Below are 23989 nucleotides of genomic sequence, written 5' to 3'. Positions count from 1 at the left end.
CGAAGAAGCGGATCCAAAACGTCAGGGTGAACCGATGGTATATGCGTTGTGCGGGAAATTAAAGTCCCGTTAACGAAAAAGAAGAAAGCTGTGAAAGCGCGTGCAGTGGAGGGTGACCACAACGCAAAACGCCACCGGCGGAAGCTCGGTGGCGCACTCAAAAATCCTTTTAAATCAGCAGATTAGAGGTCCTGTTCGTACCTGACGTACGGGATGGTGCCGTCGCTGTTGCTGTCGTTGTTCGGGGCAAAGGGGTTCTTGCCGCGGGAGATCACGTTCTCCGCACCGACGGTCAGCTGGCCGCTCCAGGGGGTGCGCCAGGTCAGGCCCAGGCCAAGACCTTCCCATTTTTCCGGTTGGCCGGGGACGTCGACCACGCGGCCGATCACGTTCGCGCTGAAAGCACCATAGCCACCGCCCACGCTCAGGGTCTTGCTGTCCCACTGGTCGGCAATCGCCGGGGAGACGTCGGCCAGCGGAACCAGGCGGGCGCGGGCGTAGGTGCCGCCGATCGAAACGAAGCCTTCGCGGCCGATGTTCTTCTGGCCGAAGACAGTCAGGTCGTTCTGTTCGACCCGGGTCAGCGGAGCCTTGCCTGCGCCGACCAACCAGGCGGGCAGGGTGTCGCGACCGGTGCCTGCAGTGACCCCGACGCGGCCACCGGCACGGTTGAAGCCCAACGTCCCGGAGACGCGACGCGCGGCAGCGGCGCTGTCTTCTTCCTCGTCGCCGATCCCGGCGAGCAGGCAGTGGCTGGCCAGCCCGCTGATGTTGGTGCCACGGCTGCTATTGCACAGCAGGCCGAGCGAATCGCCCGAGGTCAGGCCGAACGCAGCGTCCAGCGAGTTACGGCCGAAATGCCAGCGCGCGCCGGCTTTTTGCTCGCCTGTGGGCTCCAGGTACAGAAAGGCTTCCACCTTGCCGCTGCCCTTATTCCACACCGGCAGGATCGTACTTTCGCGGAGCTGCTGGGACGTCGTCTGCGCATGCACACCCGTGGCGGCCGCAAGGGCAACCAGCAGAGCGAGCGGAAGGCGCAGAAGGTGTCGCATACCAGAGTATCAGACCCAGGGGCAGTTGTTAAGTTCCCGAGAGCGGGCAGGGAAGATGCTAGGGTGTTTATGATTATTTAACAAGTAGTCACGCTCGCCGAACGCGCCCGCGATGCTCTCTACTGCAACCGTTCCGGCGCCTGCTGGGAGGGCTGCGCTGCGCTGAAAAGTACGTCCAGCTCGGTCAACGGAAAGTGATACTCGCGGCCGCAGAATTCGCAACGCACCTCTACCTCGCCGGTGTCTTCAGCGGCGGCGCGCGCTTCGGCCTCGCCCAGCGATTGCAGCATCGAAGCTACCCGTTCGCGTGAGCAGGAACAGCCAAAGCTGAGCGGTCTGCTGCCCAGCAGCTGGACATCCTCTTCGTGGAACAGGCGATGCAGCAGGTCTTCGCCGGCCACCGACAACAATTCCGGCGCGCCGAGGGTGTCGAACAGGGCGCCGATGCGGGTCCAGCCATCGTTGTCGCCTTCGTCGCCGGGCAGCTTCTGCAGCAGCAGACCGGCAGCCTGATCCGGGCCGGCCGCCAGCAGCAGGCGTGTTGGCAGCTGCTCGGACTGCTGGAAGTAGGTCTCGAAGGCTTCGGCCAGATCGGGGGCCTGCAGGCCGACCAGACTCTGGTAGCGCTGCGGCTCGCGCGGGTCCAGGCCGGGGTTCTCGATGGTGATGGCCAACAGTGCGCTCTCGCCCAGCTCGCGCAGGTCGGTGGGAGCATCCGCGCCATCGGCCAACTGCACGATGCCGCGCAAGGTGCCGGCAGCGGTGCATTCGGCAAACAGGGTGCGCAGGGTGTCGTTGCCGCGCAATTGCACCGACAGCCGCCCGTCGACCTTGGTATGGCCGGTGAACAGGGCCGACGCCACCGCCGCTTCGCCCAGCAGCTGGCGTGCCGCCGGCGGATACTCGGCGGCGCCCTGGATGTCGTGCCAGGCCTGGGTCAGACGTACGTGGACACCGCGCACGCCGGCGGCGGGCAGCAGGAAGCGGGAAAGCTGATCGTGATCGGTCATGGAGACATCGGACGTAAGGGACGCCGGTTGCCGGATAATGCGGCAGGCATCGGGATTGAAGGTCGAAGCACACTAATGGGGACGGATGCATTGGATGGCAAGCAGGGCGCGCCCGGGCGGCGCAGGCGCTGGCTGCGCTGGATACTGGCGGCACCGCTGCTGTTTGCGGCGGCCAGCGTGCTGCAGGTGCTGGTGCTGCGGGTGGTGGATCCACCGGTCAGCAGCATGATGGTGGGCCGCTATCTGGAGGCGTGGGGGGACGGCGACTGGAGTTTTTCGCTGCACCAGCAATGGCGCGACTACGAGAAGATCGCCGCCAGCCTGCCGATTTCGGTGGTGGCTGCAGAAGACCAGCAGTTTCCGATCCACCACGGTTTCGATCTGCAGGCCATCGAGAAGGCGCGCGATCACAACGCGCGCGGCGGGCGGGTGCGTGGCGCCAGCACGATCAGCCAGCAGGTCGCCAAGAACGTGTTTCTGTGGCAAGGCCGCAGCTGGGTGAGAAAGGGGCTGGAGGCCTGGTACACGGTGCTGATCGAACTGCTCTGGCCCAAGCAACGCATTCTGGAGATGTACCTCAACGTGGCCGAGTTTGGCGACGGGGTCTACGGCGCACAGGCAGCTGCGCGGCAGTTCTGGGGCAAGGATGCCGCCGGCCTGTCGGCCGCCGAGTCGGCGCGTCTGGCAGCGGTGCTGCCTTCGCCCCGTCGCTATGACGCACGCCGCCCGGGTGCCTATGTGCAGCGGCGCACGGCCTGGATCCAGCGTCAGGCGCGCCAGCTGGGCGGCGCTGCGTATCTGCAGGCGCCGTGAGCATGCGCAACATCGACGCAGCCCAGCCGCCGGATGCCGCCGCGCGCCTGACGGTGGTGATCGCGGCCTATAACGAAGAGGCCAGCATTCCGTTGCTGCACCCGCGGCTGTGCGCCGTGCTGGCGGGCCTGCAGGACCTGCAGACCCGTGTGCTGTATGTCGATGACGGCAGTACCGATGGCACCTGGGACGTCATGCAGGCGCTTGCGCAGGCCGATACGCAGGTGAGCGTGGTGCGGCTGTCGCGTAATTTCGGCAAGGAAGTGGCAGTCTCTGCCGGTCTGGACCATGTGTTGCCGGGCGCCGTGGTGCTGCTCGATGCCGATGGCCAGGACCCGCCGGAATTGATCCCCGAATTCGTCGCGCTATGGCGCGCCGGATACGACAACATCTTCGGGACGCGGGTGTTCCGCGAAGGCGAGAGCTGGCTCAAGCGCAGCGCTGCGCACGCGTTTTACCGGGTGATCCGGCGCCTGTCGCGCACGCCCATTCCAGCCGATACCGGCGATTTCCGCTTGCTGTCGCCGCGTGTGGTGCAGGCCTTGCAGCAGCTCCGCGAACGCCACCGATTCATGAAGGGACTGTTCGGTTGGGTGGGCTTCCGTCAGGTGGCATTGCCGTACCGGCGCGCGCCGCGGCTGTCGGGGCGCAGCAAGTTCACGGTGTGGCGGTTGTGGAATTTCGCGCTCGACGGCATCACCAGTTTTTCCACCGTGCCGCTCCGCGCCGCCACCTACCTCGGGCTGCTGACGGCCCTGGCGGCCTTTGTGTTCGGGGCGTGGGTGGTGGTCAAGGCGGCGCTGATGGGCGACCCGGTGGCCGGCTGGCCGACCATGATGTCGGTGATCCTGTTCCTGGGCGGGATCCAGCTGATTGCGTTGGGATTGATCGGCGAATACCTGGGGCGCTTGTATGACGAAGCCAAGCAGCGCCCGCTGTACCTGGTCGATACCCACCACGGCGCGGTGGGAGTAGGCTGCGACGACCAGACCAAGCGCGGAGCGGGCCATGCAGACCGTACGACAGCTGTTGGGGACCAAGCAGGTTGAGGTATTCGCCGTCGCGGCCGATGCCGCGGTGATCGAGGCGATCCGGCTGATGGCCGAGAAAGGCATCGGTGCGGTGCTGGTGATGGACGGGCAGCGCCTCGTCGGCATCGTGTCCGAGCGCGATTACGCGCGCAAGGTGGTGCTGCGCGATCGGTCGTCATCGACCACCAGCGTTGCCGAAATCATGAGCACGGAGGTGGTGACGGTTTCGCCATCGGACTCGGTGGAGCGTTGCATGCAGCTGATGACCGACGGGCGCTTCCGGCATCTGCCGGTGGTCGAAAACGGCCGCGTGCAGGGCGTTGTTTCGATCGGCGATCTGGTCAAGGCGGTGATCGAGACCCAGCAGCGCGATATCGATCAGCTGCAGCGTTATATCGCCAGTTGATCTCGCTGCGTTGTCGCGGTCAACGCAGCTTGAACGCCTGAGGCATGCTGCTGATTGGCGGCGTATCTGACGATGGCAGGATGGCACCGGGCGTGGCTTGCATCGCCCGGTTGCAGGCATGTGTCGTGATGTCGACGACTGTACCGCCGTTCGTTTGCTCGCTGTTACTGCGCGTACTTGCCGCCGCAATCGCTGTCCTGCCCTGGGCCGGGCTCGAAGGTCGCCAGCAGCGCCGCCGGTGGCGCGATGCTGCCCAGCACCACCGCAATGGCGCCGCGGACGCCAAGTGCCTTGAAATCCGGGCGGAAGCTGGGGTCCTTGAAGGTGCCGGCAATGCGCAGCGGCGAGCGCAGGCTCAGGATGCTGCGGTCCTTGGGGCGCGGGCGCAGCAGCAGGTCGAGCGTCTCGTTCTTGAGGCTGATGGTGCCCTCGCCGACGATGATGGTGTCGGTGCTGTCGAAGGCCAGTGCGCGCGATTGCATCAGGCCGTCCTGCACGCCGAAGTCGCCGAAGATGCAGCGCACCGGAATCTGGCGGTCCTTGGTGACCAGATATTTCAGCGATTCGGCAATGTCCAGGCCCGCCAGTTCCATGATCAGGTTGCCCACATGGCCGCGTCCCATGCCAACGCCGATCGAGCCGTCGGCAGTGCCGAGCATCGCAGCGATCGAGTTGCCGCGACCGCGCAGGTCCAACTCGCCGCCGATCGCACCGGAGGCCTGCTTGGCGAGCGTGGCATCGGGGAACAGCTGATCCAGGCGGATGCCACGAATGCCGGCTTTCAGCTGGGTCGTAATGACCTCGCTACGCGCATCCATGCGGATGGTGGAGCGGATGTCACCACCGGCAACGCCGAAGTTGAGCGGGTCCAGCTGCAGCAGACCGTCCTTCAGCTTCAGCGTCGCATCCATGTCGTCCAGTGGCCAGGAGGGCGCATTGATGCGCTGCGCGCGCCAACGCACCTGCGCATCCATCGCGCGCAGCTTGGACAGGTCGTAGGGCGTGGTGGGCAGGACGCGCGCGCTGGCGGCCAGTTGCGCGGCCTGCTTCTTTTGCTCGGCATTGGCCGACTCGTTGGCACCGGTCTTGGGCGGTGCACCGACGAAACCGGCAAGATCGTCGAAATCCAGTCGCTTGGACGCCAGGTCGGCGCGCAGCAGTGGACGCTTGTTGCGCAGGTCCACTTCGGCAGTGCCGGACAGGTCGCTGTCGCCAGCGGTGCCGGTGAATTTTTCGTAGCGCCATACGTCGCCATCGCGGCGCAGGCGGCCGTCGAGGGTGTAGGGCGGTGTGGACGGCATGGCCACGCCGGTCAGGGGGTACAGGTCTTCCATGTCCTGGCCACTGAGCGCCATCTGCAGATCGAACACCCGGAACTGGAACGGGTTGGTCAAGGTGCCGCGCACATGCGTACGGGTGGCGCCAGCGCTGCCGCGCAGATCGATGCGGAAGGGGTGTTCGCTCTGGCTCAGCTCCAGCGGTGAGGCGGTATCGCCCTTCAACGTAAACGGGTAGCCCTTCCAGCGGCCCTTGCCATCGATGCCGATCGGTGCGGCGCGCTGGTCGCTGCGAGGGGGGGCAAGGCTATTGATTGCCACGTCAATGTCCGAGCGGTTGGCATCGTCGACGTACTGCAGCCGCCCGTTGCTGACCGAAAGACGGCCCAGGCGCGGCATGCTGCCGTCGCCATCGTTCTGGTCGAACACCCAATTGCCCGGATGCGCGTCGTTGCCTGCTTCCAGCAGGACGGACGGCTGCTCGAGACGAATCTCCGGTAGGCGCACCTTGCCGCGTAGTAGCGGCCATAGCTCGACATCGATCTCGGCAGCATTCACTTCCGCCATTGCGCCACGCTTGGACCAGGATGCATTGCCCAGCCGCATGCGCTCGCCGCGGACCGTGGTGGTGCGGCCCAGGTCTACATCCAGGTGCCCCAGCCGAAACTCGCGACCGGTCTTGGCGCTGACCAGGCGTTCGACCGGGCCGCGGAGCCAGTTCCAGTCGAACACCAGCACGAAGATCACGATGATGGCGGCAACGATGCCGGACCCGATCAGCCAGCGGCGGCGACGCGGTGAGCGGGAGGCGTGGGCAGCAGTGGCAGGGGGCACGTTGTTCACGTGCGCATGGTTGGCGATGCCTCGTGCACGGGGCGCGAACGCGCCACGCCGCCATCACACCACTTGTTCGATCACCGCAACGAAGTGGCAAGCGCTACCGGCAAGCACGAACAGGTGCCAGATGGCATGGAAGTAGCGCTGCGTATCGCGTTGATAAAAGTACGTGCCAAGGGTGTAGAAGAGCCCACCGGCCAGCAGCCAGCACAGCGACCAGGTGTCGACCGAGGCAAGCAGGGGCTGGATCGCCACGATGATCAGCCAGCCCATCGCCAGATACAGGATGGTCGACAGCAACCGGAAGCGCCCGGTAAAAAAGAGCTTGAAGATCACGCCTGCCGCGGCAATCGTCCAGATCGCGGCGAACAGGCCCCAGCCCCATGGGCCGCGCAGATTGATCAGCGTAAACGGGGTGTAGGTGCCGGCGATCAACAGATAGATCGCGCAATGATCGAGCACTTGCAGGCGCGCCTTGGCGCCTGGATGCGGAATGGCATGGAACAGCGTGGAGGCGACGTAGAGCAGCACCAGCGTGGCACTGAACACGATGGAGGTGGCCAATTGCCAGCCATCGCCATAGATGGCGGCCAGGGTGATCAGCACCGAGCCGCCCGCCAGGGCGGCGATGGCACCCAAGCCGTGGGTCACGGCACTGGCAATTTCGTCGCGCAGGTCGGTCGAGGGGGAAGCGTCTGCATTCATGCCAAAAAGGTACCGCAACTGCGCGCAATTCGCATTGCAGGCAGTAGCGTACGCTTGCGAAAGTTCAAGCGCGGGTCAATCGACTGCCTTGGCATGCGCATGTTCGCGGGTGGCCGAGAAGCGCACGTCCGGTGCGCGTTCCTGCGCGAGCTGCAGGTTGACGCGGGTCGGTGCCAGGTAGACCAGCTCGCCGGCCGCATCGACGGCCAGGTTGCCGGCATTCTTTTCGCGGAACTCCTCGAGCTTCTTGGCATTGTCGCAATGCACCCAGCGTGCGGTGGTGACGCTCACCGGCTCGAAGATCGCATCCACGCCGTATTCGTCCTTGAGGCGGTAGGCCACGACGTCGAACTGCAGCACGCCCACGGCGCCGAGAATCAGGTCGTTGCTCATCAGCGGGCGGAAGAACTGGGTGGCGCCTTCTTCGGACAGCTGCGCCAGACCCTTCTGCAATTGCTTGAGCTTGAGCGGATCACGCAGGCGCGCGCGGCGGAACAGTTCCGGCGCGAAGTTCGGGATGCCGGTGAACGACAGCGATTCGCCTTCGGTGAAGGTGTCGCCGATGGAAATGGTGCCGTGGTTGTGGATGCCGATGACATCGCCCGGCCAGGCTTCGGCAGCGATCTCGCGGTCGGAGGCCATGAAGGTCAGCGCGTTGGCGAGTTTGAGGTCCTTGCCGCTGCGCACGTGCAGGGCTTTCATGCCGGCGGCGAACTTGCCCGAGCACACGCGCATGAACGCCACACGGTCGCGGTGCTGCGGGTCCATGTTGGCCTGGATCTTGAACACGAAGCCGCTGAGCCTGGCCTCGGTCGCTTCGACGCGGCGGCCGGTGGTGTCGCGTGCCTGCGGCGGCGGCGCGTGTTCGACGAAGAAGTCCAGCAGCGGCTGCACACCGAAGTTGTTGACGCCCGAGCCGAAGAACACCGGCGTCTGCTGACCGGCGCGATAGGCCTCCAGGTCGAACGGATTGCTTGCGCCCTGCACCAGCTCCAGCTCATCGCGCAGCTCGGCCAGCATCTGCTCGCCGATCTTTTCGGCCAGGCCGGGTGCATCCAGCGACGGAAAGATGGTCGAGTCCTGACGGGTGAAGTTGCGCCCCTGTTCGTACAGATGCACCTCTCCGGTGATCAGGTGCACCACGCCCTTGAGGCGCTGGCCCATGCCGATCGGCCAGGTGACCGGTGCGCACTGGATGCCGAGCACGGTTTCCACTTCATCCAGCAGCTCGATCGGGTTCTTGCCCTCGCGATCGAGCTTGTTGATGAAGGTCATGATGGGGGTGTCGCGCAGGCGGCAGACTTCCATCAGCTTGATGGTGCGTTCTTCCACGCCCTTGGCCACATCGATCACCATCAGCGCCGAGTCCACCGCGGTGAGCACGCGGTAGGTGTCCTCGCCGAAGTCGGCATGGCCGGGGGTGTCGAGCAGGTTGACGATCTTGCCCTCGTACGGGAACTGCATCACCGAGGAGGTCACCGAGATGCCGCGCTCCTTTTCCAGCGCCATCCAGTCCGAGGTGGCGTGGCGGGCGGCCTTGCGTCCCTTCACCGAGCCGGCCATCTGGATCGCGCCGCCGAACAGCAGCAGCTTTTCGGTCAGCGTGGTCTTGCCGGCGTCGGGATGGGAAATGATGGCGAAGGTGCGGCGGCGCGCGGCTTCGTTGGAGACTTCGGACATGGGCTGGGCGCGCCCGGTCGGACGCCTGCGGAAACTGAGGAAGCCGGTGATTATAGCGGCTTCGGCGGGCAGGCCCTGCCGGGTGATCTGCCGGAGGCGGGTGAGCCCGGTGCAAGGCCGCTCAGGGGGGCGGGGGAGGGAAACTGCAGTTCGCCCTGCGGGCCCAGCATGCGGAACGGCACCGACACCAGCTGCAGGTCTGCGTTGCGTTGCACCGAAAAGTGCAGGTGCGCACCGGTGCTGTAGCCGGTATTGCCGGAGGTACCCAGCCGCTGGCCGGTGCCGACGCGCTGGCCGGCGCGCACTTCCACCCCGTTCGGAGCCAGATGGGCGTACAGCGCCATGCTGCCGTCGGCGTGCAGCACCCGCACCAGGTTGCCGCCGCCGGCACGTGGGTCGTGCGCATGGCCCTCGCTCACGTCCTGGCGCACCTCCATGATCACGCCCTCGCGCGCCGCCAGTACCGGCGTGCCCTGCGGTAGGGCGAAGTCCACGGCGTACCAGTTGGGCAGATCGGCGTGGCTGAACTGGCCGCCAAACCCCTGATCCACCAGGATCGGCACGTCGCGGAACGGCAGTTGGTAGTGCACCGGTTGGGGCTGGGCGCGCGGATCGCCGGGCACGAGGTCCAGCTTGAGTCCGAGCCCGTCCAGCGTGCGTTGGTTGCTGGCCGGATATAGCCGCGTGAGCAGGCGACGCTCGCGTGCGGCCAGCGACAGGGTCTGCGGCAGCTGCGGCACGGCGCGATAGTCGTCGGTGGGTGGCGCACTCAGGCGCACTTGCGCCGGCCCGTCCAGCGGATTGGTCACCCACGCCAGATAGGTCGGCGCCTGCCATTCCAGCTGCAGGGCCGGGCCGGCGCCGGTCGGGGCAGCGCCGGTCGGCGCCGGGATGGCGGCCGGCGGGTTCATGGTCGCACCGCTGCCCCAACGCCAGCGTTGCTGCGCCTGGACAGCCGTTGCAGCGCTCAGCAATGCGGCCAGCCACACTGCCACACGCACGGGCGAATACGGGTAAAAAACGCGGTGAGGCACGCGATCGGCTTGGACGGGTGGGGGCGCAAGTATGCCGCCCATCACAGTGCCCGGTGGTATCGGATGAAAATATATCTTTCCATCCGCATGAAGAGATTGACATCGCGCAAGGCCGGTGGCATCGTTGCCTCACCATCGAGACCGGCGGAGGGACAGGCCCTTTGATGCCGGGGCAGCCAGCGGAGCGCGCAAGCGCCCGCGTTTGGTGCCAAATCCTGCGGGGACCTCCGCGTCCGCCGAAAGATGGTTCGACTCGTGCCTTCCGCACGTCGAACGCGAGCTCCCGCGAAGCTCGATGGCCGATCCACCCCGGATATCGCCATGAGCCTCGTGACCACAGCATCGCCAACCACCATTGATTCTCCAGACACCCACGCCGCCGAGATCGACGGCCCGCTCGCTGTGCGCGGCGACATTGCCGTGTCCTTGCCGATGCGCCATGCCGGCATGCGCGAGGTGCGCATGCGCTACGAGTTGGTCGGTGCTGCCACTGCGCCGGTGGTGTTCGTGGCCGGCGGCATCTCGGCACACCGGCATCTGGCCGCCAGCGAGGTCTTTGCCGAAAAGGGCTGGGTGGAAGGCCTGGTGGGCACGGGCCGTGCACTGGACCCGGCGCGGCGCCGGTTGCTGGCGTTCGATTTTCTTGGCGCCGATGGCACGCTGGATGCGCCGATCGATACCGCCGACCAGGCCGACGCGATTGCCGCGTTGCTGGATGCGCTGGGTATCGCGCGTCTGCACGGCTTTGTCGGTTATTCGTACGGTGCGCTGGTCGGCCTGCAGTTTGCCACCCGTCATTCCGGCCGCGTGGGCACCTTGATTGCAGTGAGCGGGGCGCATCGTGCGCATCCGTATGCGGCCGCCTGGCGCGCATTGCAGCGTCGCGCGGTGGCGCTGGGCCAGCTGCAATGCGCGGAGCATCATGGGCTGGCGCTGGCACGGCAGTTCGCCATGCTCAGTTACCGCACGCCGGAAGAATTCAGCGAACGCTTCGACGCGCCGCCGGAAGTGATCAATGGCCGTGTGCGTGTGGCGGCCGAAGATTATCTGGATGCCGCCGGCGCACAGTACGTGGCGCGCACGCCTGTCACCGCTTACCTGCGCCTGTCCGAATCGATCGACCTGCACCGCATCGAGCCGGCGCAGATGCGCGTGCCCACCGTCGTGGTGGCGGTGGAAGGCGACCGTCTGGTGCCGCTGGCCGACCTGGTCAGCCTGGTCGAAGGCCTGGGCCCGCGCGGCAGCCTGCGCGTGCTGCGTTCGCCGTACGGGCATGACGCCTTCCTGAAAGAAATCGATCGCATCGACGCGATCCTCACTACTGCCCTTCGCAGCACCGGAGAAACCGCATGAGCTTTCGTGACCCTGCCGACGCCCCTTGTACCGCCGCTACCGCCGCCGTGCGTGCAGGCATCGACCGCGATACCGCCTACGGTGCGGTGACCCCGCCGATCGTGCTGTCGTCGAACTTCTCCTTCGACGGTTTCGGCAACAAGCGCCAGTACGACTACACCCGCAGTGGCAATCCCACCCGCGACCTGCTTGGCGAAGCGCTGGCCGAACTGGAAGGCGGCGCGGGCGGGGTGATCACCTCCACCGGCATGGGCGCGATCAACCTGGTGCTCAACGCGGTGCTGCAGCCCGGCGACACGCTGGTGGTGCCGCACGATGCCTATGGCGGCAGCTGGCGCCTGTTCAATGCGCTGGCCAAGAAAGGCCACTTCGCGCTGATCACCGCCGACCTCACCGATCCGCGTTCGTTGGCCGATGCGTTGGCGCAGTCGCCCAAGCTGGTGCTGATCGAAACCCCGTCCAATCCGCTGCTGCGCATCACCGATCTGCGCTTTGTCATCGAAGCGGCGCAGAAGGTCGGCGCGTTGACCGTGGTGGACAACACCTTCCTGTCGCCGGCGCTGCAGAAGCCGCTGGAATTCGGTGCCGACCTGGTGCTGCATTCCACTACCAAGTACATCAACGGCCATAGCGACGTGGTGGGTGGCGCGGTGGTGGCACGCGATGCCGAACTGCATCAGCAGTTGGTGTGGTGGGCCAACGCGCTGGGCCTGACCGGCTCGCCGTTCGATGCCTTTCTCACCTTGCGCGGCCTGCGCACACTGGACGCGCGGCTGCGCGTGCACCAGGAAAACGCCGATGCGATCGCTGCATTGCTGGATGGGCATGGGGTGGTCAACCAGGTGTATTTCCCGGGACTGGCGGCACATCCGGGCCACGCGCTGGCCGCGCGCCAGCAGAAGGGCTTTGGCGCGATGATGAGTTTCGAATTGAACGGCGGCGAAGCGGCGGTGCGCGCGTTTGTCGATGGCTTGCGCTATTTCACCCTGGCCGAGTCGCTGGGCGGGGTGGAAAGCCTGATCGCGCATCCGGCCTCGATGACGCACGCGGCGATGACCGCCGAAGCGCGCGCTGCGGCCGGGATTTCCGATGGGTTGCTGCGGTTGTCGATCGGCATCGAATCGGCGGAAGACCTGCTGATCGATCTGCGCGCCGGATTGGCGCGCGCCGAAGCGACCCTGGCCAACGCCGCCCGCAAACAGGTCGACGCATGAGCAGCGTGCTGCCCGCGTCGCGTCGTGCTTCGGCCGCATCGGTGACCCCGACCCCACGCCTGGCCCTGTTGGGTACCGGCACCGTAGGCCGTGCCTTCGTGACGCGCTACACCGCGTTGCAGCAGCGGCAGCTCCGGTTACCGCGCTTCGACTGGCTGGCCAATTCGCGCATTGCCCACGACTGTGGCGTAAGTGCGGAACAGGCGCTGCAGCAGGCCAATGCCGCCCCGCGCGGGCAGACGGTGTTGCAGCCCTGGGCAGAAACAGTGGCGCTGCGTGCCGGCGATGTGCTGGTGGATGCGACCGCCAGCGACGTGGTGGCTGCCTGGCATGTGGAATGGCTGGGCCGCGGCGTCCATGTGGTCACCGCCAACAAGTTGGGCCAGGGCACGGCATTGGCGCGGGCGCAGGCGCTGCAGGCCGCGCGCCATGCCACCGGCGCGCATTACGGCGACAGTGCCACCGTGGGCGCCGGCCTGCCGGTGTTGAGCAGCGTGCGTGCGCTGGTGGCGGGCGGCGACCATATCCATTCGATCGAAGGTGTGTTGTCGGGATCGCTGGCATGGCTGTTTCACCGGTACGATGGCCGTGGTGCGTTTTCCGGCTGCGTGCGTGAAGCGGTGGCAGCCGGCTACACCGAGCCGGATCCGCGCATCGACCTGTCTGGCGAAGACGTGCGACGCAAGCTGTTGATCCTGGCACGCGCGGCCGGCTGGCAGCTGGAGGCCGAGCAGGTGCATGTGGAATCGCTGGTGCCTGCCGGCCTCGCCAACGTGCCGTTGGGCGAGGTGCATGCGCAGCTGGAGGCGCTGGATGCCGGGCTTGGTGCGCGCTGGCAGCAGGCGCGCGCCGCAGGGCGCTGCCTGCGCTTTGTCGGTCGGGTGGACGCGCATGGCGCAAGCGTGGGCCTGCGCGAGCTGGCGCTGGACCACCCGCTGGCAGGTGGTGCCGGCACCGATAATCGTGTCGCCATCACCAGCGATCGCTATCGCGCGCAGCCGTTGCTGATCCAGGGGCCGGGCGCGGGTGCCGAGGTGACGGCGGCCGCGTTGCTGGATGACGTGTTGCGGATCGTGGCCGGGTAGCGGGTTGGGAAAGCGGGGCGGCGCCGGCTCCCCCTGGGTCTATCGTCGGCGCGCATGCGGTCGATGGCGTCACCGACTGCGCGGATGACCTGGTTGCACGCCGCGATTGCAGGCGCCTCCAGCAGCAGCTCGCCGGTGCGCGAGCTGTTGCTTTCAAGGATGCGTTGGTCATGCCAGTGGTTTGCCGCCGCTGCTGCTTACGGCGTTACCGCCTTGAGTAACGCGGCATTGAAGCGTGTGGGGTCCTGCACCTGCGGGGAATGTCCCAGGTCGGCGAACTCCACCAGTGTCGCATTCGGAATTGCGGCCGCCGCGCGCTTGCCCAGCGTGGTGTAATCGCCGACGCGCGCCTTGACCTGCGGCGGTGCGGTGTCCTTGCCGATGGCGGTACGGTCCTTGAGGCCGATGAACAGCGTGGTCGGCACCGCCAGTTTTGGCAGTTCGTAGACTACCGGTTGGTTGAACACCATGTCGTAGGTCAGTGCCTGATTCCAGGCGACCGCCTGCTTGCCGCTGCCCAGCGACATGCCGGCCTGCATGCGCGCCCAGCGCTCGAATTCCGGCTTCCATTGGCCGGCGTAGTACACGTCCATCTGGTACTTCTTGATCCGCTCGAAGCTGGTTTTCAGTTCGTTGTCGTACCAGGCGTCGACGCTGCGCCAGGGGATGCCTTCGGCTTTCCAGTCTTCCAGGCCGATAGGGTCGACCAGCGCCAGATGTTCGGTGGCTTGCGGGTACATCAACGCATAGCGAATCGCCAGCATGCCGCCCATCGAATGGCCGACCACCACCGCATGTTCGACGCCGAGCTTGGTCAACAGCGCATGCGTGTTGTCGGCCAGTTGCGCAAACGAGAACTGATAGGCCGCCGGTTTGCTGGATTTGCAGAAACCGATCTGGTCCGGTGCGATCACGCGGTAGCCGGCCTTGCTCAGGGCCGCGATGGTGGTTTCCCAGGTGGCGGCGCAGAAGTTCTTGCCATGCAGCAGCACCGCGGTGCGGCCATTGGGTGTGCCGGTTGGCGCAACATCCAGGTAGGCCATTTCCAGCGGCTGCTGTTGCGAGGTGAACGCGTAGGTCTTGACCGGGTGCGGGTAGTCGAAGCCTTCCAGGCGCGGACCATAACTGGCTTCCTGCGCCATCAGCGGGCTGCAGGCCAGGGCGAGCGTGAGGGTGCAAGCGCGCTTTTGCATCGTGATCTCCATCCGAATCCAGCCTGTGACGGTACAGCCGGGGATGTGGTGGGGACGTACAGCCGGGTAACGTCTGGCGGGCGCTGCCGGCGCGTTGCTGGCGATGGCGTGGGTGACCAGTGCAGGCGCCGATGCCTGTTGCCCTCATCCGCGCTTCGCGCACCTTCTCCCGCGTGCGGGAGAAGGGGAGTGGATCGGTTCGCGCGAGGTGCAGTCCTCGTTGGCGCTTTGCGCCCTGTGCTGACTGCGCGGGAGAAGGGGAGTGGATCGGTTCGCGTGAAGTGCTGCCACGTTGGCGCTCTGCGCCCTCTGTTGACTGCGGGAGGAGGGGAGTGCACCGGTTCGCGTCAGGTGTTTTCGTGATTCGAGCTGTGCGCCCCTCTCCTGCTTGCGAGACAAGGGCCTTTACATCGACGCGCGCCTGGCAAACCTTTTTGCCTGGAGATCGGCGCGTATCTGTGTGGTGGATTGTTTCGACACTCCAAACGCTCACTGGGTGCCACTCTCGCCCACGACCGACTCAGCATTCGATGACGTTTACCGCCAGGCCGCCGCGGCTGGTTTCCTTGTACTTGTCCTGCATGTCGCGGCCGGTGTCGCGCATGGTCTTGATGACCTTGTCCAGCGACACCTTGTGCTTGCCGTCGCCGCGCATGGCCATGCGGCTGGCGTTGATGGCCTTCACCGCGCCCATTGCGTTGCGCTCGATGCACGGGATCTGCACCAGCCCGCCGATCGGGTCGCAGGTCAGGCCGAGGTTGTGCTCCATGCCGATTTCGGCGGCATTTTCGATCTGCCCGGGATTGCCGCCGAGTGCGGCAACCAGGCCACCGGCGGCCATCGAGCAGGCCACGCCCACTTCGCCCTGGCAGCCCACTTCGGCGCCGGAAATCGAGGCGTTTTCCTTGTAGAGGATGCCGATGGCCGCGGCGGTGAGCAGGAAATCGAAAATGCGTTGCTCGGAGGCGCCGGCGCAGAACCGGTCGAAGTAATGCAGGACGGATGGAATGATGCCGGCTGCGCCGTTGGTGGGCGCGGTGACCACGCGCCCGCCGGCCGCGTTTTCTTCGTTGACCGCGAGCGCATACAGGTTGACCCAGTCCAGCGTGGTCAATGGATCGCGCATGGCCGCTTCGGGTTTGGACGAGAGTTCGCGGTATAGCGTCGGTGCGCGGCGCGAGACGTTCAGGCCGCCCGGTAGCGTGCCTTCCTCGCGGATGCCGCGCGCCACGCAGGACTGCATTGCACTCCACAACTCGCGCAGGCCTGCACGAATCTCGTCCTCGCTGCGCCAGCTTTTTTCGTTCTCGAACATCAGCGCGGCGATGCTCAGGCCGCTGCGTGCGCACTGCGCGAGCAATTCGTCGCCACTGAGGAATGGGTAGGGCAGCGGCGTCTCGTCGGCCACAATGCGGTCGTCGGCAGCGTCGTCCTGATTGACAACAAAACCGCCACCCACCGAGTAGTAGTCGCGCGTGGCGATCACCGCCTCATTGGCGTCGTAGGCGGTAAAGCGCATGCCGTTGGTGTGGTAAGGCAGCTTCTGCCGCTTGTTCATCGGCAGGTCGCGCTTTTCGTCGAAGCCGATCGCGTGCTGGCCCATCAGGGTGATGCGCTTGCTGGTGCGGATGCGCTCCAGCGTGGCAGGGATGATGTCCGGGTCGATCAGGTTCGGGCGATGGCCTTCCAGCCCGAGCAGCACCGCCTTGTCGGTGCCATGGCCGCGGCCGGTCAGGGCCAGCGAGCCGAACACTTCGGCACGGATGCGCACCACGTCCTGCAGGCGCCCGGCATCGAGCAACCACCGGTGCACGAAGCGCTCGGCGGCACGCATCGGCCCTACGGTGTGAGAGGAACTCGGACCGATACCGATCTTGAACAGGTCGAACGTGCTGACAGCCATGCGTGCCGGAGAGGTGAGCGTAAAGCCGGCTATTCTAGTCGCTCGACGATTGCGGAACGGCTGCAGCGCAACATGAGACCTGTCCGGTGGCTCTGACCCTGTACCAGCGCGACGATTGCCATCTATGCGACCAGGCGGTGGAAGTGCTGGCGCAGGCGCGCGCGGGCGAGTTCGGCAGCGTGTTCATTGACGACGATGTGGCGCTGGAGTCCGCTTACGGTGCGCGGGTGCCGGTGCTGCGCGATGCCCGCGGACGCGAGCTGGCGTGGCCATTCGATGTACCCACGCTACGGGCGTGGCTGCAGGGCGCCGGCAGCTGAGCCAGCCGATCCGGCGCCGCAACGATCTGCAGGTGGCAGCGCAAGGGGCGACGGCGAAGCTGGTTGACGGCGAGGCCGGCCAGGTCTGCTCGCGTCAGCGGCACCACTGGTCTTCGCAAGGCACGCCATCGCCGTCGCCATCCATCCGGGTGTCGGGGCAGTGCTGCAATACGTACCTGGCATCGGCGCAGGAGGTCATCTGCGAGCAATGCGTGCGCCCTGCGCAGCTGAACTGCGGCGATGCCGCAGCGGCGGTCGCTGGCGTGCGTGACGGTGCGGGTGTCTGGTCGGCGACCGCTGTCGGTGCAACCAGGTTGGCCAGCCGATCGCGCTGCTGATAGGCCACTGCGCCGCCACCGACCAGCAGCATGAGCAGCAGCACCTTGCCCAGGCTCAGCCCTTGTGCGGGATTGGTGGGCGAGACCGCGCGTGGCGTGGAGCGGACGGGTCTGGCGCCATGCCCAGCGGCGCGCATGATGCGCACTGCGCGTCGGCGGCCGTCGGGACCCGGTTCCGTTTCGAACGAGATCAACTCGCCCACCCGCGGCGGCTCCGGGCTGCGTGGGAATGCGGAGACATGCACGAACACGTCATCCCCGGCGTGGGCGGGCGTGATGAAGCCGAACCCACGGTCGGTATTCCAGCGGGTCAAGGTTCCGTGGGTGCGCATCGTCGGCGTCCTGAAGTGGTGGCCGAGTCTAGCTGTCTTGCGGTGTCATCCGACGCACGGGCAGAAAAAAGCGGCGGACCCGACGAGTGGCCCGCCGCTCAGTGGCCGCGTCCGGTTGCGGCCTGCGGCGTTACTTCGCCTTCAGTACGACCTTGGTGCTGATCGCGGTTTCGTTGGGGATGGTCTTGGTGTCGGCCCAGTCGCCGCTGCCCACGCCGAAGTCCAGCCGCTTGACCATCGCCTTGCCGGCCAGCACCGGCTGCGCGCCGGGGGTCCAGGTGAAGGTGAGCGTGACCGGCTTGCTGACGCCACGCAGTTCCAGGGTGCCGTCGGCGGCGTACTGGTTGCCGCCCAGGGCGCGGAACTTGTCGGCGCGATAGCGTGCGGTGGCGAACTTGGTGACATTGAAGAAATCCGGCCCCTGCAGGGTCGAGTCGCGGTCGTTGTTGCCGCTGATCGCGCCGGCCAGCGGAATGCGCACATCGAGCTTGGCGCCGGCAAGATTGGCCGGATCGAAACTCAGCGTGGTGTCGAAGCCGGGAAATTTGCCGATGAACACTTCCCCGTCGTACTTGCTGGCGAACACCAGGGTCGAGCCGGGGGCCTGGACATAGTCGGCCGCCAGCACCGGCACGCTGGCGAAGGTGGCGACCAGCGACGCGGCGACCAGCAAGGGAGAGGCGAACAGCTTGGACGTCATGGGAATTCCTCAGGATTTGGGGGAGAGCCAACCGCGCGGCAGCATCCGCACCAGGGTGGCATCGCGCTGGAACAGATGGTGGTACAGCGCAGCGCCGGCATGTGCCAGCACCACGGCAATCAGCAGCCAGAAGCCCCACTCGTGGATGGCGTGGGAGGTGGCACGCAGTTGCTCGTCCGGCGCGCTGAGCTTGGGCACCGGGAACAGGCCGAACCACCGGAACGGACGCAGGCCGCTGCTGGAGTCGTATAGCCACCCGGACAGCGGCAGGGCGAAGATCATGGCGTACAGCAGCCAGTGGGTCAGCCCGGCGATGCGTTCCTGCCAGCGCGGCGTGCCTGCCACCGGTGGCGGCGCCCCCGCATGGAGCCGCCAGCCCAGCCGTACGATCACCAGTGCCAGCACGGTCAGTCCGAGCGACTTATGCGCGGTGTAGACCCAGAAATATTTCGGTGTCTTGGGCAGCTCGCCCATGGTCAGGCCAACGATGCCCAGGACCAGGATCAGACCTGCGATCAACCAGTGCAGGGCCTGGCTGATGCCGCCCCAGCGTTCAATGTTCTTCAGGGTCATGTGCCGGATTCCTGGCTGGCGGGCGGTGCTGGGTAGGTGGCGGGCGGTGGCGCCGCGTCATCGTCGGCACGTCCTTCGCGGACGGCTTCGGCTTCGATGCGCAGTTCGACCGTGTCGCCGATCATCGATTTCCACGCATCCACGCCGAACGCCGCACGGCTCAGCGTGGCCGTGGCCGAGAACCCGGCGGTGCGGCGGAACGGTGGCAGCGGGTGGCGTTTGAGCGCATTGAGGGTGACGTCCAGGGTCACGGGGCGGGTGACGCCGCGCAAGGTCAGGTTGCCGGTGACCTTGGCACGGTTCTCGCCGCTGGTTTCCACGTGCGTGGAGACGAAATGCGCGTCGGGGAACCGCTCGGCATCGAGTAGGTTGCGTGCCAGGGTGGCCTGGTTCCATTTGGCATCGCCCAGGTCGGCGCGCTGCAGCGGCACGCTGACGTCCAGCCGTGCCGACGCCCAGTCCTCGGGGTCGAACACCAGCGTGCCGCTGCTACCGGACACGGTGCCCAACGCCTTGGAAAACCCGGCATGTTCGACCGCGAACAGCACCCGGGTGTGCACCGGGTCCAGTGCATAACGCACTGGCGCGGCGGTGGCGGCCAGGCTGGTCAATGCCAGGGCGGGAAGGAGCAGCAGGCGGGCAAGAGGCGTCATGGGCGGATTCTAGACACATCCCGGCGGCACGCGCGCGGCTTGCGCTTGCAACGATCCATTGCGAGCATGCCGGCTGGACGAGGAAGGGATTCCTGCATGCGTGGTGTGTTGCTGGTGCTGGTCTTGCTGCTGGGTGTCTTGCCGTGCTCGGCCAAGATCCCGGAGGTGCCGCGGTTCCGCATCGTCGGTCCAAGCGAGGGGCTTCCCTCGACCATGATGGTGGCCGTCGCCCAGGATCGTGCCGGCTATCTCTGGTTGGCGACCCTGGACGGCCTGGTGCGCTACGACGGCGCAGGATTCAGAACCTGGCGTCACGACCCAGCCGATTCCGGGTCGCTGCCCTGCAACGCGGTCCAGGCGCTGCACATCGATGCGCATGACAGGATCTGGGTCGGATGCGGCAAGACGCTAAGTGTCATGAACGCGGATCGCAGCCGTTTTCAGCACTACCCTGCCGCGGCCTATCCCTTGTTGAAAGGGGGGGAGATCTACAGCATCGCGTCCTTCGATGGCGATCTGTGGGCGGGGACCACTACCGGCGCGCTGGTTCGCATCACGGCAAGCGGGGCGATGTCCTCGGTGGACCTCGGCAGCGTGGAGGGCAGCCTCGATCAGGCCATGGTGATGAACCTGGCGGCGGATGCGCAGCATCGCTTGTGGATTGGGACGAGCGGCGGTCTGGCGTACTACGACGGGAAGACCTTGCATCGCGAATACGTGCCGGGCGAGTCCAATCGGCAGGCCACCATTTTCGGCCTGCAGTGGACCGGGAATCATTTGGTGCTGGGAAGCGAATCAGGGCTGCACATCAGGGGGCCCGATGACCAGTGGCTGCCACTGTCCTGGGGAACGATGTTCGGCAGCGGCAACGAGTTTTGGGGGGCCGTTGCCGCGCCAGACGGCGAGTTCTGGTTGGGAAGCGGACGGGGTTTGTGGCGCACGCGCGGCAACCGCCCACCTGTCCCGGTCCTGAGTGGAGAAGGGTCCTTGTCTCGTCGTAACGTCATCGGCCTGTTCGGCGCTGCCGACGGTGGGCTGTGGGTTCCGATACACGGTGCTGGCCTTGGGTATCTTCCTGCAGATTGGAAGCGAAGCGCGGTGCTCACGCCGGCCTCGCCCAATGGCGATGCCATTTATTGCAATCTCGCGCCCGCGACTCGCTCTGGGGGCCTCTGGCAAGTCGATGCGGATGGCCGCCTGCTGCGCGCGGACCCCGGGACGGGTGACAAGTATCAGACCGGTCTGCAGTCGCCTCATCTCAAAGGCATGGAGCTGGTGTCGGCGCTGGAGGATCGGCTGCAGCGCGTGTGGCTGGGCAACCTGACCTTCGGTCTGTCACGAATGGACCTGGTGACCGGAGAGTTCAAGCACTGGCCGTCGGATGGTCCCGATCCGGCATCGGGCCTGTCTGCGGCCGAGTGGATCACCGAACAAGGTGACACCGTGTGGATGACCTTCATCGACATGCTGCAGCAACGCGATCTGCGCAGCGGACGGATCCTGCAGCGCATTACCGCCCAGGATCCGCATGGCCTGACCGACGTTGCCGTGCAGCAACTGCAGCAGGGACCCGACGGGCGCGTGTGGGCGGCTGGCGAGGGCGGCATGTTCGCCTGGGACGAGGCCTCGACGCGTTTTGTGCCCGTGGCAGGTCTGCAGGGAACACCGATCCAGGCGTTTGCGACCCAATCGCCGAGCAGCGTGTGGCTATATCGCGCCTCCGGTGCGGAACAGTGGCAGAAGGTGGGCGCGCGCTGGACGCGCGTGCGCCACATTGGCGGAGCCGAAGGACTGACCGGCTTCGACGCCTCGGCGATGCAAATCGACCCGAGCGGTCGGGTCTGGGTTTCCAGTTTGCGAGGGTTGTGGCGAATCGACCCTTCGGTGACGCCGGCGCGTGTGCGTAACATCGGGACGCGCGATGGATTGACCAGCCAGGAGTTCATCCAGCATTGCCTGCTGATGTCGGGCGAGACCTTGATTGGCGCGACCGCCGATGGCTCCACCGTTCTTTTGGATACGGCGATGCCGGATGTCGCACCGGTCGTTCCCGCATTGCAGTTGGAGCACGTCAGCGTGCTACGAAACGGTGCACGTATCGCATTGCCGATGGATCGCCCGTTTCAATTGGGCCCTGGCGACCGCCAGTTGCAAGTGGTGATGCGCCTGTTGTCGTACAGGGACCCACTGTCCAACCGCTATCGCAGCTTTCTGAAAGGCTTCGATACCGACTGGCAGACCTCGGGCAACGCGGGGCTTCGCGAGTTTGCCAGCCTGCCCGCCGGGAACTATCAGCTCATGCTGCAGGGGCTGGACCCCCTGGGCAACCGCTCGCAGGTGCAATCGCTGCGGTTTACGGTGTTGCCGCCCTGGTGGCGCAGCGAGGTGGGCATTGCGTTGATCTGCATGCTGGGTTTGTTGCTCGGTGCGCTGCTGGCCGCGGCCTATCGGCATCGCGTGCGCATGCGTGCGCAATGGCAGCTGGCGCAGCACAAGCGCGAGCTGGCCGAGCAGGCCTCGCTGGCCAAGACGCGGTTCCTGGCCACCTTGGGCCATGAGGTCCGCACCCCGATGACCGGGGTGCTGGGGATGAGCGAGCTGCTCTTGCAGACGCCGCTGGACGCGCGCCAGCAGGGCTATGCCGGTGCGATCCAGTCCGCTGGCAAGCATTTGCTGCGATTGGTCAACGATGCCCTGGACCTGGCCCGCATCGAGGCCGGCAAGCTGCCGCTGGATTACCGCGATTTCGATCTGCGGCAGTTGATCCGGCAGGTGGTGGAGCTGGTGCGCCCCAGTGCCGAGCAGAAGCAGCTGGCGTTCGAGTGCGACCTGGACGACGCGCTGCCGCCGGCCCTGCACGGTGATGCCAGCCGGGTGCAGCAGATCCTGCTCAACCTGTTGTTCAACGCGGTCAAATTCACCGAGCGTGGCAGCGTGCGCCTGCGCGTGCTGGCGGTGCCGCACAGTCCTGGCCAGGGGATTCGGGTCGAGGTGCGCGACACCGGCCCCGGCATGAGCGCCGAGCAGCGCGGGCGGCTGTTTCAGCGATTCGAGCAGGCCGAAGGCGCATTGACCCTGGCCCGGCATGGCGGCAGCGGGTTGGGCTTGGCGATCTGCCGTGAGTTGGCGGCGGCCATGGGCGGTGCGGTGAGCGTCAGCAGCGAACTGGGGCAGGGCGCGTGTTTCGTGGTGGAGCTGCCACTGGGTTGGGTGGCCGCATTGCCGATGGCGGCAGCGGCGTCGGCACGTGCGGTGCCGGCCAGCGAGCAGGCACCGTTGCACCTGCTGCTGGTCGAAGACGACCCGACCGTGGCGCAGGTGATGATCGGCCTGCTGCAGACGCGCGGGCACCAGGTGACCCATGTGCTGCACGGTCTGGCCGCGTTGGCCGAGGTGAGCACGCGCAGCTTCGACGCCGGCCTGTGCGACCTGGACCTGCCCGGCATCGATGGCGCGGCGCTGGTGGCGCAGTTGCGTGCGCGCGGGGTGCGCTTTCCGATCGTGGCCGTCACCGCGCGCGCCGATGCCGATGCGGAGCCGCAGGCGATGGCGGCCGGGTGCAACGGCTTCCTGCGCAAGCCGGTGACCGGTGAGTTGCTGGCCACTGCATTGGCACGCGCGCTCGCCGACGCCGAGGAGGCGCAGGGCGGCGGCACTCACGGTTAGAACGCCAGAGACGGCAGAGCAGGTACAGTGAAGTCCGGCGCGGGAGTACGCGCAACCGTGCGAATGGCCGGGACAGGGATGACGATGAAGAATGGAGTGCTGTTCGTGCTTGCTGCGATGGTGCTGTTGATCGGCATGGATGCGGCGGCGGTGACCCAGATCGAGACGCCACGCATGCGCCGGTTCGGCCCGGCCGAGGGGCTGCCGTCGCGCATGGTGCTGGCACTGACGCAGGACCGGCAAGGCTATGTGTGGGCCACCACCAGCGATGGCCTGGCGCGCTATGACGGCATCGGCTTGCAGGTCTGGCAGCAGGACCCGCATGTCGCCAGCTCGATCCGGCGAGCCACTGCGCATCCTGCTGGTGGAGGACGACCCGACCGTAGCGGAGGTGATCTGCGGCCTGCTGCGCGGGCGCGGCCATTGCGTGGTGCACGCTGCCCATGGTCTGGCAGCGCTGTCGGAGGCGGTCGACGGCGACTTCGACATCGCGCTGCTGGACCTGGATCTGCCCGGCCTGGATGGCGTGGCGCTGGCCGCTCAGCTGCGTCGACTGGGCCACGCCGTCCCGCTGCTGGCGGTGACCGCGCGCGCCGACGGCGATGCGGAACGACAGGCGCACAGCGCCGGCTTCGACGGGTTCCTGCGCAAACCGGTCACTGCCGACATGTTGATGGATGCGATTGCAGCGGCGCGAGCTGCGGCGCGCGTGCGCGAACAGTCCGCGTCCATGCCCGGGTGACCGGGTCCGCACGCGGGCCATGCGCGCCCTGCATCGCGATCGCACGTCTAGCCGGTCGCGGTGCAGCGCATG

At 66.5% G+C, this 23989-nt stretch carries 20 protein-coding genes, 2 pseudogenes and 1 riboswitch; of the genes and pseudogenes, 9 read left to right on the top strand and 13 right to left on the bottom strand.

Features of this window, described 5'->3' with window-relative positions:
* Positions 1–182 precede the first annotated feature (182 nt).
* Positions 183–1019 carry an XOO1806 family protein gene (locus ABQZ09_RS04035; RefSeq protein WP_039413502.1) on the bottom strand — a complete coding sequence of 279 codons (837 nt, stop codon included), beginning with the start codon at positions 1017–1019 and terminating at the stop codon, positions 183–185.
* 152 nt (positions 1020–1171) lie between these two features.
* Complete coding sequence (gene hslO / locus ABQZ09_RS04030) at positions 1172–2062, bottom strand: Hsp33 family molecular chaperone HslO (protein ID WP_039413425.1); 891 nt, start codon at positions 2060–2062, stop codon at positions 1172–1174.
* Positions 2063–2137: 75 nt separating this feature from the next.
* Here hslO and mtgA point away from each other — a divergent pair, with 75 nt between their 5' ends.
* From mtgA to ABQZ09_RS04015, 3 genes are read left to right on the top strand one after another with little or no spacing between them, the layout of a single operon-like run.
* Positions 2138–2875, top strand: coding sequence for a monofunctional biosynthetic peptidoglycan transglycosylase (gene mtgA, locus ABQZ09_RS04025; protein WP_184556597.1), 738 nt, complete (start codon positions 2138–2140; stop codon positions 2873–2875).
* Positions 2876–2877: 2 nt separating this feature from the next.
* Positions 2878–3924, top strand: a complete 1047-nt coding sequence (locus ABQZ09_RS04020; protein WP_349776171.1) for a glycosyltransferase family 2 protein — start codon at positions 2878–2880, stop codon at positions 3922–3924.
* Positions 3884–4312, top strand: a complete 429-nt coding sequence (locus ABQZ09_RS04015) for a CBS domain-containing protein (RefSeq protein WP_039413432.1) — start codon at positions 3884–3886, stop codon at positions 4310–4312. The genes ABQZ09_RS04020 and ABQZ09_RS04015 overlap by 41 nt, the downstream gene beginning before the upstream one ends.
* Before the next feature lie 164 nt (positions 4313–4476).
* On the opposite strand, the gene ABQZ09_RS04010 is transcribed toward ABQZ09_RS04015, so the two are convergent.
* The 4 genes and pseudogenes from ABQZ09_RS04010 to ABQZ09_RS03995 form a co-directional block, all read right to left on the bottom strand.
* Positions 4477–6432: an AsmA family protein gene (locus ABQZ09_RS04010; protein WP_349776170.1), complete on the bottom strand. Its 1956-nt coding sequence runs from the start codon at positions 6430–6432 to the stop codon at positions 4477–4479.
* Between the two features lie 54 nt (positions 6433–6486).
* On the bottom strand, positions 6487–7131 hold the full coding sequence (trhA, locus tag ABQZ09_RS04005; protein WP_039413436.1) for a PAQR family membrane homeostasis protein TrhA: 645 nt from the start codon (positions 7129–7131) through the stop codon (positions 6487–6489).
* Positions 7132–7206: 75 nt separating this feature from the next.
* Positions 7207–8811: a peptide chain release factor 3 gene (locus tag ABQZ09_RS04000; RefSeq protein WP_184556586.1), complete on the bottom strand. Its 1605-nt coding sequence runs from the start codon at positions 8809–8811 to the stop codon at positions 7207–7209.
* 125 nt (positions 8812–8936) lie between these two features.
* A pseudogene (locus ABQZ09_RS03995) lies at positions 8937–9845 on the bottom strand (M23 family metallopeptidase); the annotation flags it as partial.
* A 129-nt stretch (positions 9846–9974) separates the two neighbouring features.
* Positions 9975–10095, top strand: a riboswitch (SAM riboswitch).
* A gap of 71 nt (positions 10096–10166) precedes the next feature.
* On the opposite strand from ABQZ09_RS03995, the gene metX reads away from it, so the two are divergent.
* Genes metX through ABQZ09_RS03980 form a run of 3 tightly spaced genes read left to right on the top strand, consistent with a single transcriptional unit; the run spans position 10167 to position 13497 of the window.
* Complete coding sequence (gene metX / locus ABQZ09_RS03990; protein WP_228314187.1) at positions 10167–11198, top strand: homoserine O-succinyltransferase MetX; 1032 nt, start codon at positions 10167–10169, stop codon at positions 11196–11198.
* Complete coding sequence (locus tag ABQZ09_RS03985) at positions 11195–12412, top strand: O-succinylhomoserine (thiol)-lyase (RefSeq protein WP_228314186.1); 1218 nt, start codon at positions 11195–11197, stop codon at positions 12410–12412. Before metX ends, ABQZ09_RS03985 begins: the two co-directional genes overlap by 4 nt.
* Positions 12409–13497, top strand: coding sequence for a homoserine dehydrogenase family protein (locus tag ABQZ09_RS03980; RefSeq protein WP_228314185.1), 1089 nt, complete (start codon positions 12409–12411; stop codon positions 13495–13497). Before ABQZ09_RS03985 ends, ABQZ09_RS03980 begins: the two co-directional genes overlap by 4 nt.
* Before the next feature lie 197 nt (positions 13498–13694).
* On the opposite strand, the gene ABQZ09_RS03975 is transcribed toward ABQZ09_RS03980, so the two are convergent.
* Positions 13695–14702, bottom strand: a complete 1008-nt coding sequence (locus ABQZ09_RS03975; RefSeq protein WP_349776169.1) for an alpha/beta fold hydrolase — start codon at positions 14700–14702, stop codon at positions 13695–13697.
* A 508-nt stretch (positions 14703–15210) separates the two neighbouring features.
* On the bottom strand, positions 15211–16593 hold the full coding sequence (locus ABQZ09_RS03970; protein ID WP_349776168.1) for an L-serine ammonia-lyase: 1383 nt from the start codon (positions 16591–16593) through the stop codon (positions 15211–15213).
* Between the two features lie 86 nt (positions 16594–16679).
* On the opposite strand from ABQZ09_RS03970, the gene ABQZ09_RS03965 reads away from it, so the two are divergent.
* Positions 16680–16913, top strand: coding sequence for a glutaredoxin family protein (locus ABQZ09_RS03965; protein WP_047697417.1), 234 nt, complete (start codon positions 16680–16682; stop codon positions 16911–16913).
* A gap of 94 nt (positions 16914–17007) precedes the next feature.
* On the opposite strand, the gene ABQZ09_RS03960 is transcribed toward ABQZ09_RS03965, so the two are convergent.
* The 4 genes from ABQZ09_RS03960 to ABQZ09_RS03945 form a co-directional block, all read right to left on the bottom strand.
* Complete coding sequence (locus ABQZ09_RS03960; RefSeq protein ID WP_228333991.1) at positions 17008–17583, bottom strand: excalibur calcium-binding domain-containing protein; 576 nt, start codon at positions 17581–17583, stop codon at positions 17008–17010.
* A 130-nt stretch (positions 17584–17713) separates the two neighbouring features.
* Entirely contained in the window at positions 17714–18283 is a 570-nt protein-coding gene (locus tag ABQZ09_RS03955) for a YceI family protein (protein WP_349776167.1), read from the bottom strand.
* Positions 18284–18292: 9 nt separating this feature from the next.
* Positions 18293–18856: a cytochrome b gene (locus tag ABQZ09_RS03950; protein WP_179454375.1), complete on the bottom strand. Its 564-nt coding sequence runs from the start codon at positions 18854–18856 to the stop codon at positions 18293–18295.
* Positions 18853–19509: a YceI family protein gene (locus ABQZ09_RS03945; RefSeq protein ID WP_349776166.1), complete on the bottom strand. Its 657-nt coding sequence runs from the start codon at positions 19507–19509 to the stop codon at positions 18853–18855. Before ABQZ09_RS03945 ends, ABQZ09_RS03950 begins: the two co-directional genes overlap by 4 nt.
* A 96-nt stretch (positions 19510–19605) precedes the next feature.
* Here ABQZ09_RS03945 and ABQZ09_RS03940 point away from each other — a divergent pair, with 96 nt between their 5' ends.
* On the top strand, positions 19606–23175 hold the full coding sequence (locus ABQZ09_RS03940) for a hybrid sensor histidine kinase/response regulator (protein WP_349776165.1): 3570 nt from the start codon (positions 19606–19608) through the stop codon (positions 23173–23175).
* Here the strand turns inward: ABQZ09_RS03940 and ABQZ09_RS03935 are convergent.
* Positions 23172–23390: a hypothetical protein gene (locus ABQZ09_RS03935; RefSeq protein WP_349776164.1), complete on the bottom strand. Its 219-nt coding sequence runs from the start codon at positions 23388–23390 to the stop codon at positions 23172–23174. The two genes, ABQZ09_RS03940 and ABQZ09_RS03935, sit on opposite strands and share 4 nt — an antisense overlap.
* Before the next feature lie 86 nt (positions 23391–23476).
* Between ABQZ09_RS03935 and ABQZ09_RS03930 the strand changes: the two are divergent.
* Positions 23477–23917 (top strand): annotated as a pseudogene (locus tag ABQZ09_RS03930) (response regulator); the annotation flags it as partial.
* Positions 23918–23989 lie beyond the last annotated feature (72 nt).

The organism is Xanthomonas sp. WHRI 6106 (assembly GCF_040202405.1).
Lineage (GTDB): Bacteria > Pseudomonadota > Gammaproteobacteria > Xanthomonadales > Xanthomonadaceae > Xanthomonas > Xanthomonas cannabis.
The sequence above is the reverse complement of the archived record's forward strand: the minus strand, read 5'-3'. Positions and strand labels throughout refer to the sequence as shown.

What these genes read in the sequence shown, in the direction of transcription:
- ABQZ09_RS04015 (WP_039413432.1), top strand. Translation starts at nt 3,884, where the DNA reads ATGCAGACCGTACGACAGCTGTTGGGGACCAAGCAGGTTGAGGTATTC.
- hslO (WP_039413425.1), bottom strand. Translation starts at nt 2,062, where the DNA reads ATGACCGATCACGATCAGCTTTCCCGCTTCCTGCTGCCCGCCGCCGGC.
- ABQZ09_RS04000 (WP_184556586.1), bottom strand. Translation starts at nt 8,811, where the DNA reads ATGTCCGAAGTCTCCAACGAAGCCGCGCGCCGCCGCACCTTCGCCATC.
- ABQZ09_RS03935 (WP_349776164.1), bottom strand. Translation starts at nt 23,390, where the DNA reads ATGCGCGACGGCAGCCCCTCGGCCGGGCCGAACCGGCGCATGCGTGGC.
- ABQZ09_RS03945 (WP_349776166.1), bottom strand. Translation starts at nt 19,509, where the DNA reads ATGACGCCTCTTGCCCGCCTGCTGCTCCTTCCCGCCCTGGCATTGACC.
- metX (WP_228314187.1), top strand. Translation starts at nt 10,167, where the DNA reads ATGAGCCTCGTGACCACAGCATCGCCAACCACCATTGATTCTCCAGAC.
- ABQZ09_RS03960 (WP_228333991.1), bottom strand. Translation starts at nt 17,583, where the DNA reads ATGCGCACCCACGGAACCTTGACCCGCTGGAATACCGACCGTGGGTTC.
- ABQZ09_RS03975 (WP_349776169.1), bottom strand. Translation starts at nt 14,702, where the DNA reads ATGGAGATCACGATGCAAAAGCGCGCTTGCACCCTCACGCTCGCCCTG.
- ABQZ09_RS03950 (WP_179454375.1), bottom strand. Translation starts at nt 18,856, where the DNA reads ATGACCCTGAAGAACATTGAACGCTGGGGCGGCATCAGCCAGGCCCTG.
- ABQZ09_RS04020 (WP_349776171.1), top strand. Translation starts at nt 2,878, where the DNA reads ATGCGCAACATCGACGCAGCCCAGCCGCCGGATGCCGCCGCGCGCCTG.
- ABQZ09_RS03955 (WP_349776167.1), bottom strand. Translation starts at nt 18,283, where the DNA reads ATGACGTCCAAGCTGTTCGCCTCTCCCTTGCTGGTCGCCGCGTCGCTG.
- trhA (WP_039413436.1), bottom strand. Translation starts at nt 7,131, where the DNA reads ATGAATGCAGACGCTTCCCCCTCGACCGACCTGCGCGACGAAATTGCC.
- ABQZ09_RS03980 (WP_228314185.1), top strand. Translation starts at nt 12,409, where the DNA reads ATGAGCAGCGTGCTGCCCGCGTCGCGTCGTGCTTCGGCCGCATCGGTG.
- ABQZ09_RS03940 (WP_349776165.1), top strand. Translation starts at nt 19,606, where the DNA reads ATGCGTGGTGTGTTGCTGGTGCTGGTCTTGCTGCTGGGTGTCTTGCCG.
- mtgA (WP_184556597.1), top strand. Translation starts at nt 2,138, where the DNA reads ATGGGGACGGATGCATTGGATGGCAAGCAGGGCGCGCCCGGGCGGCGC.
- ABQZ09_RS03970 (WP_349776168.1), bottom strand. Translation starts at nt 16,593, where the DNA reads ATGGCTGTCAGCACGTTCGACCTGTTCAAGATCGGTATCGGTCCGAGT.
- ABQZ09_RS03985 (WP_228314186.1), top strand. Translation starts at nt 11,195, where the DNA reads ATGAGCTTTCGTGACCCTGCCGACGCCCCTTGTACCGCCGCTACCGCC.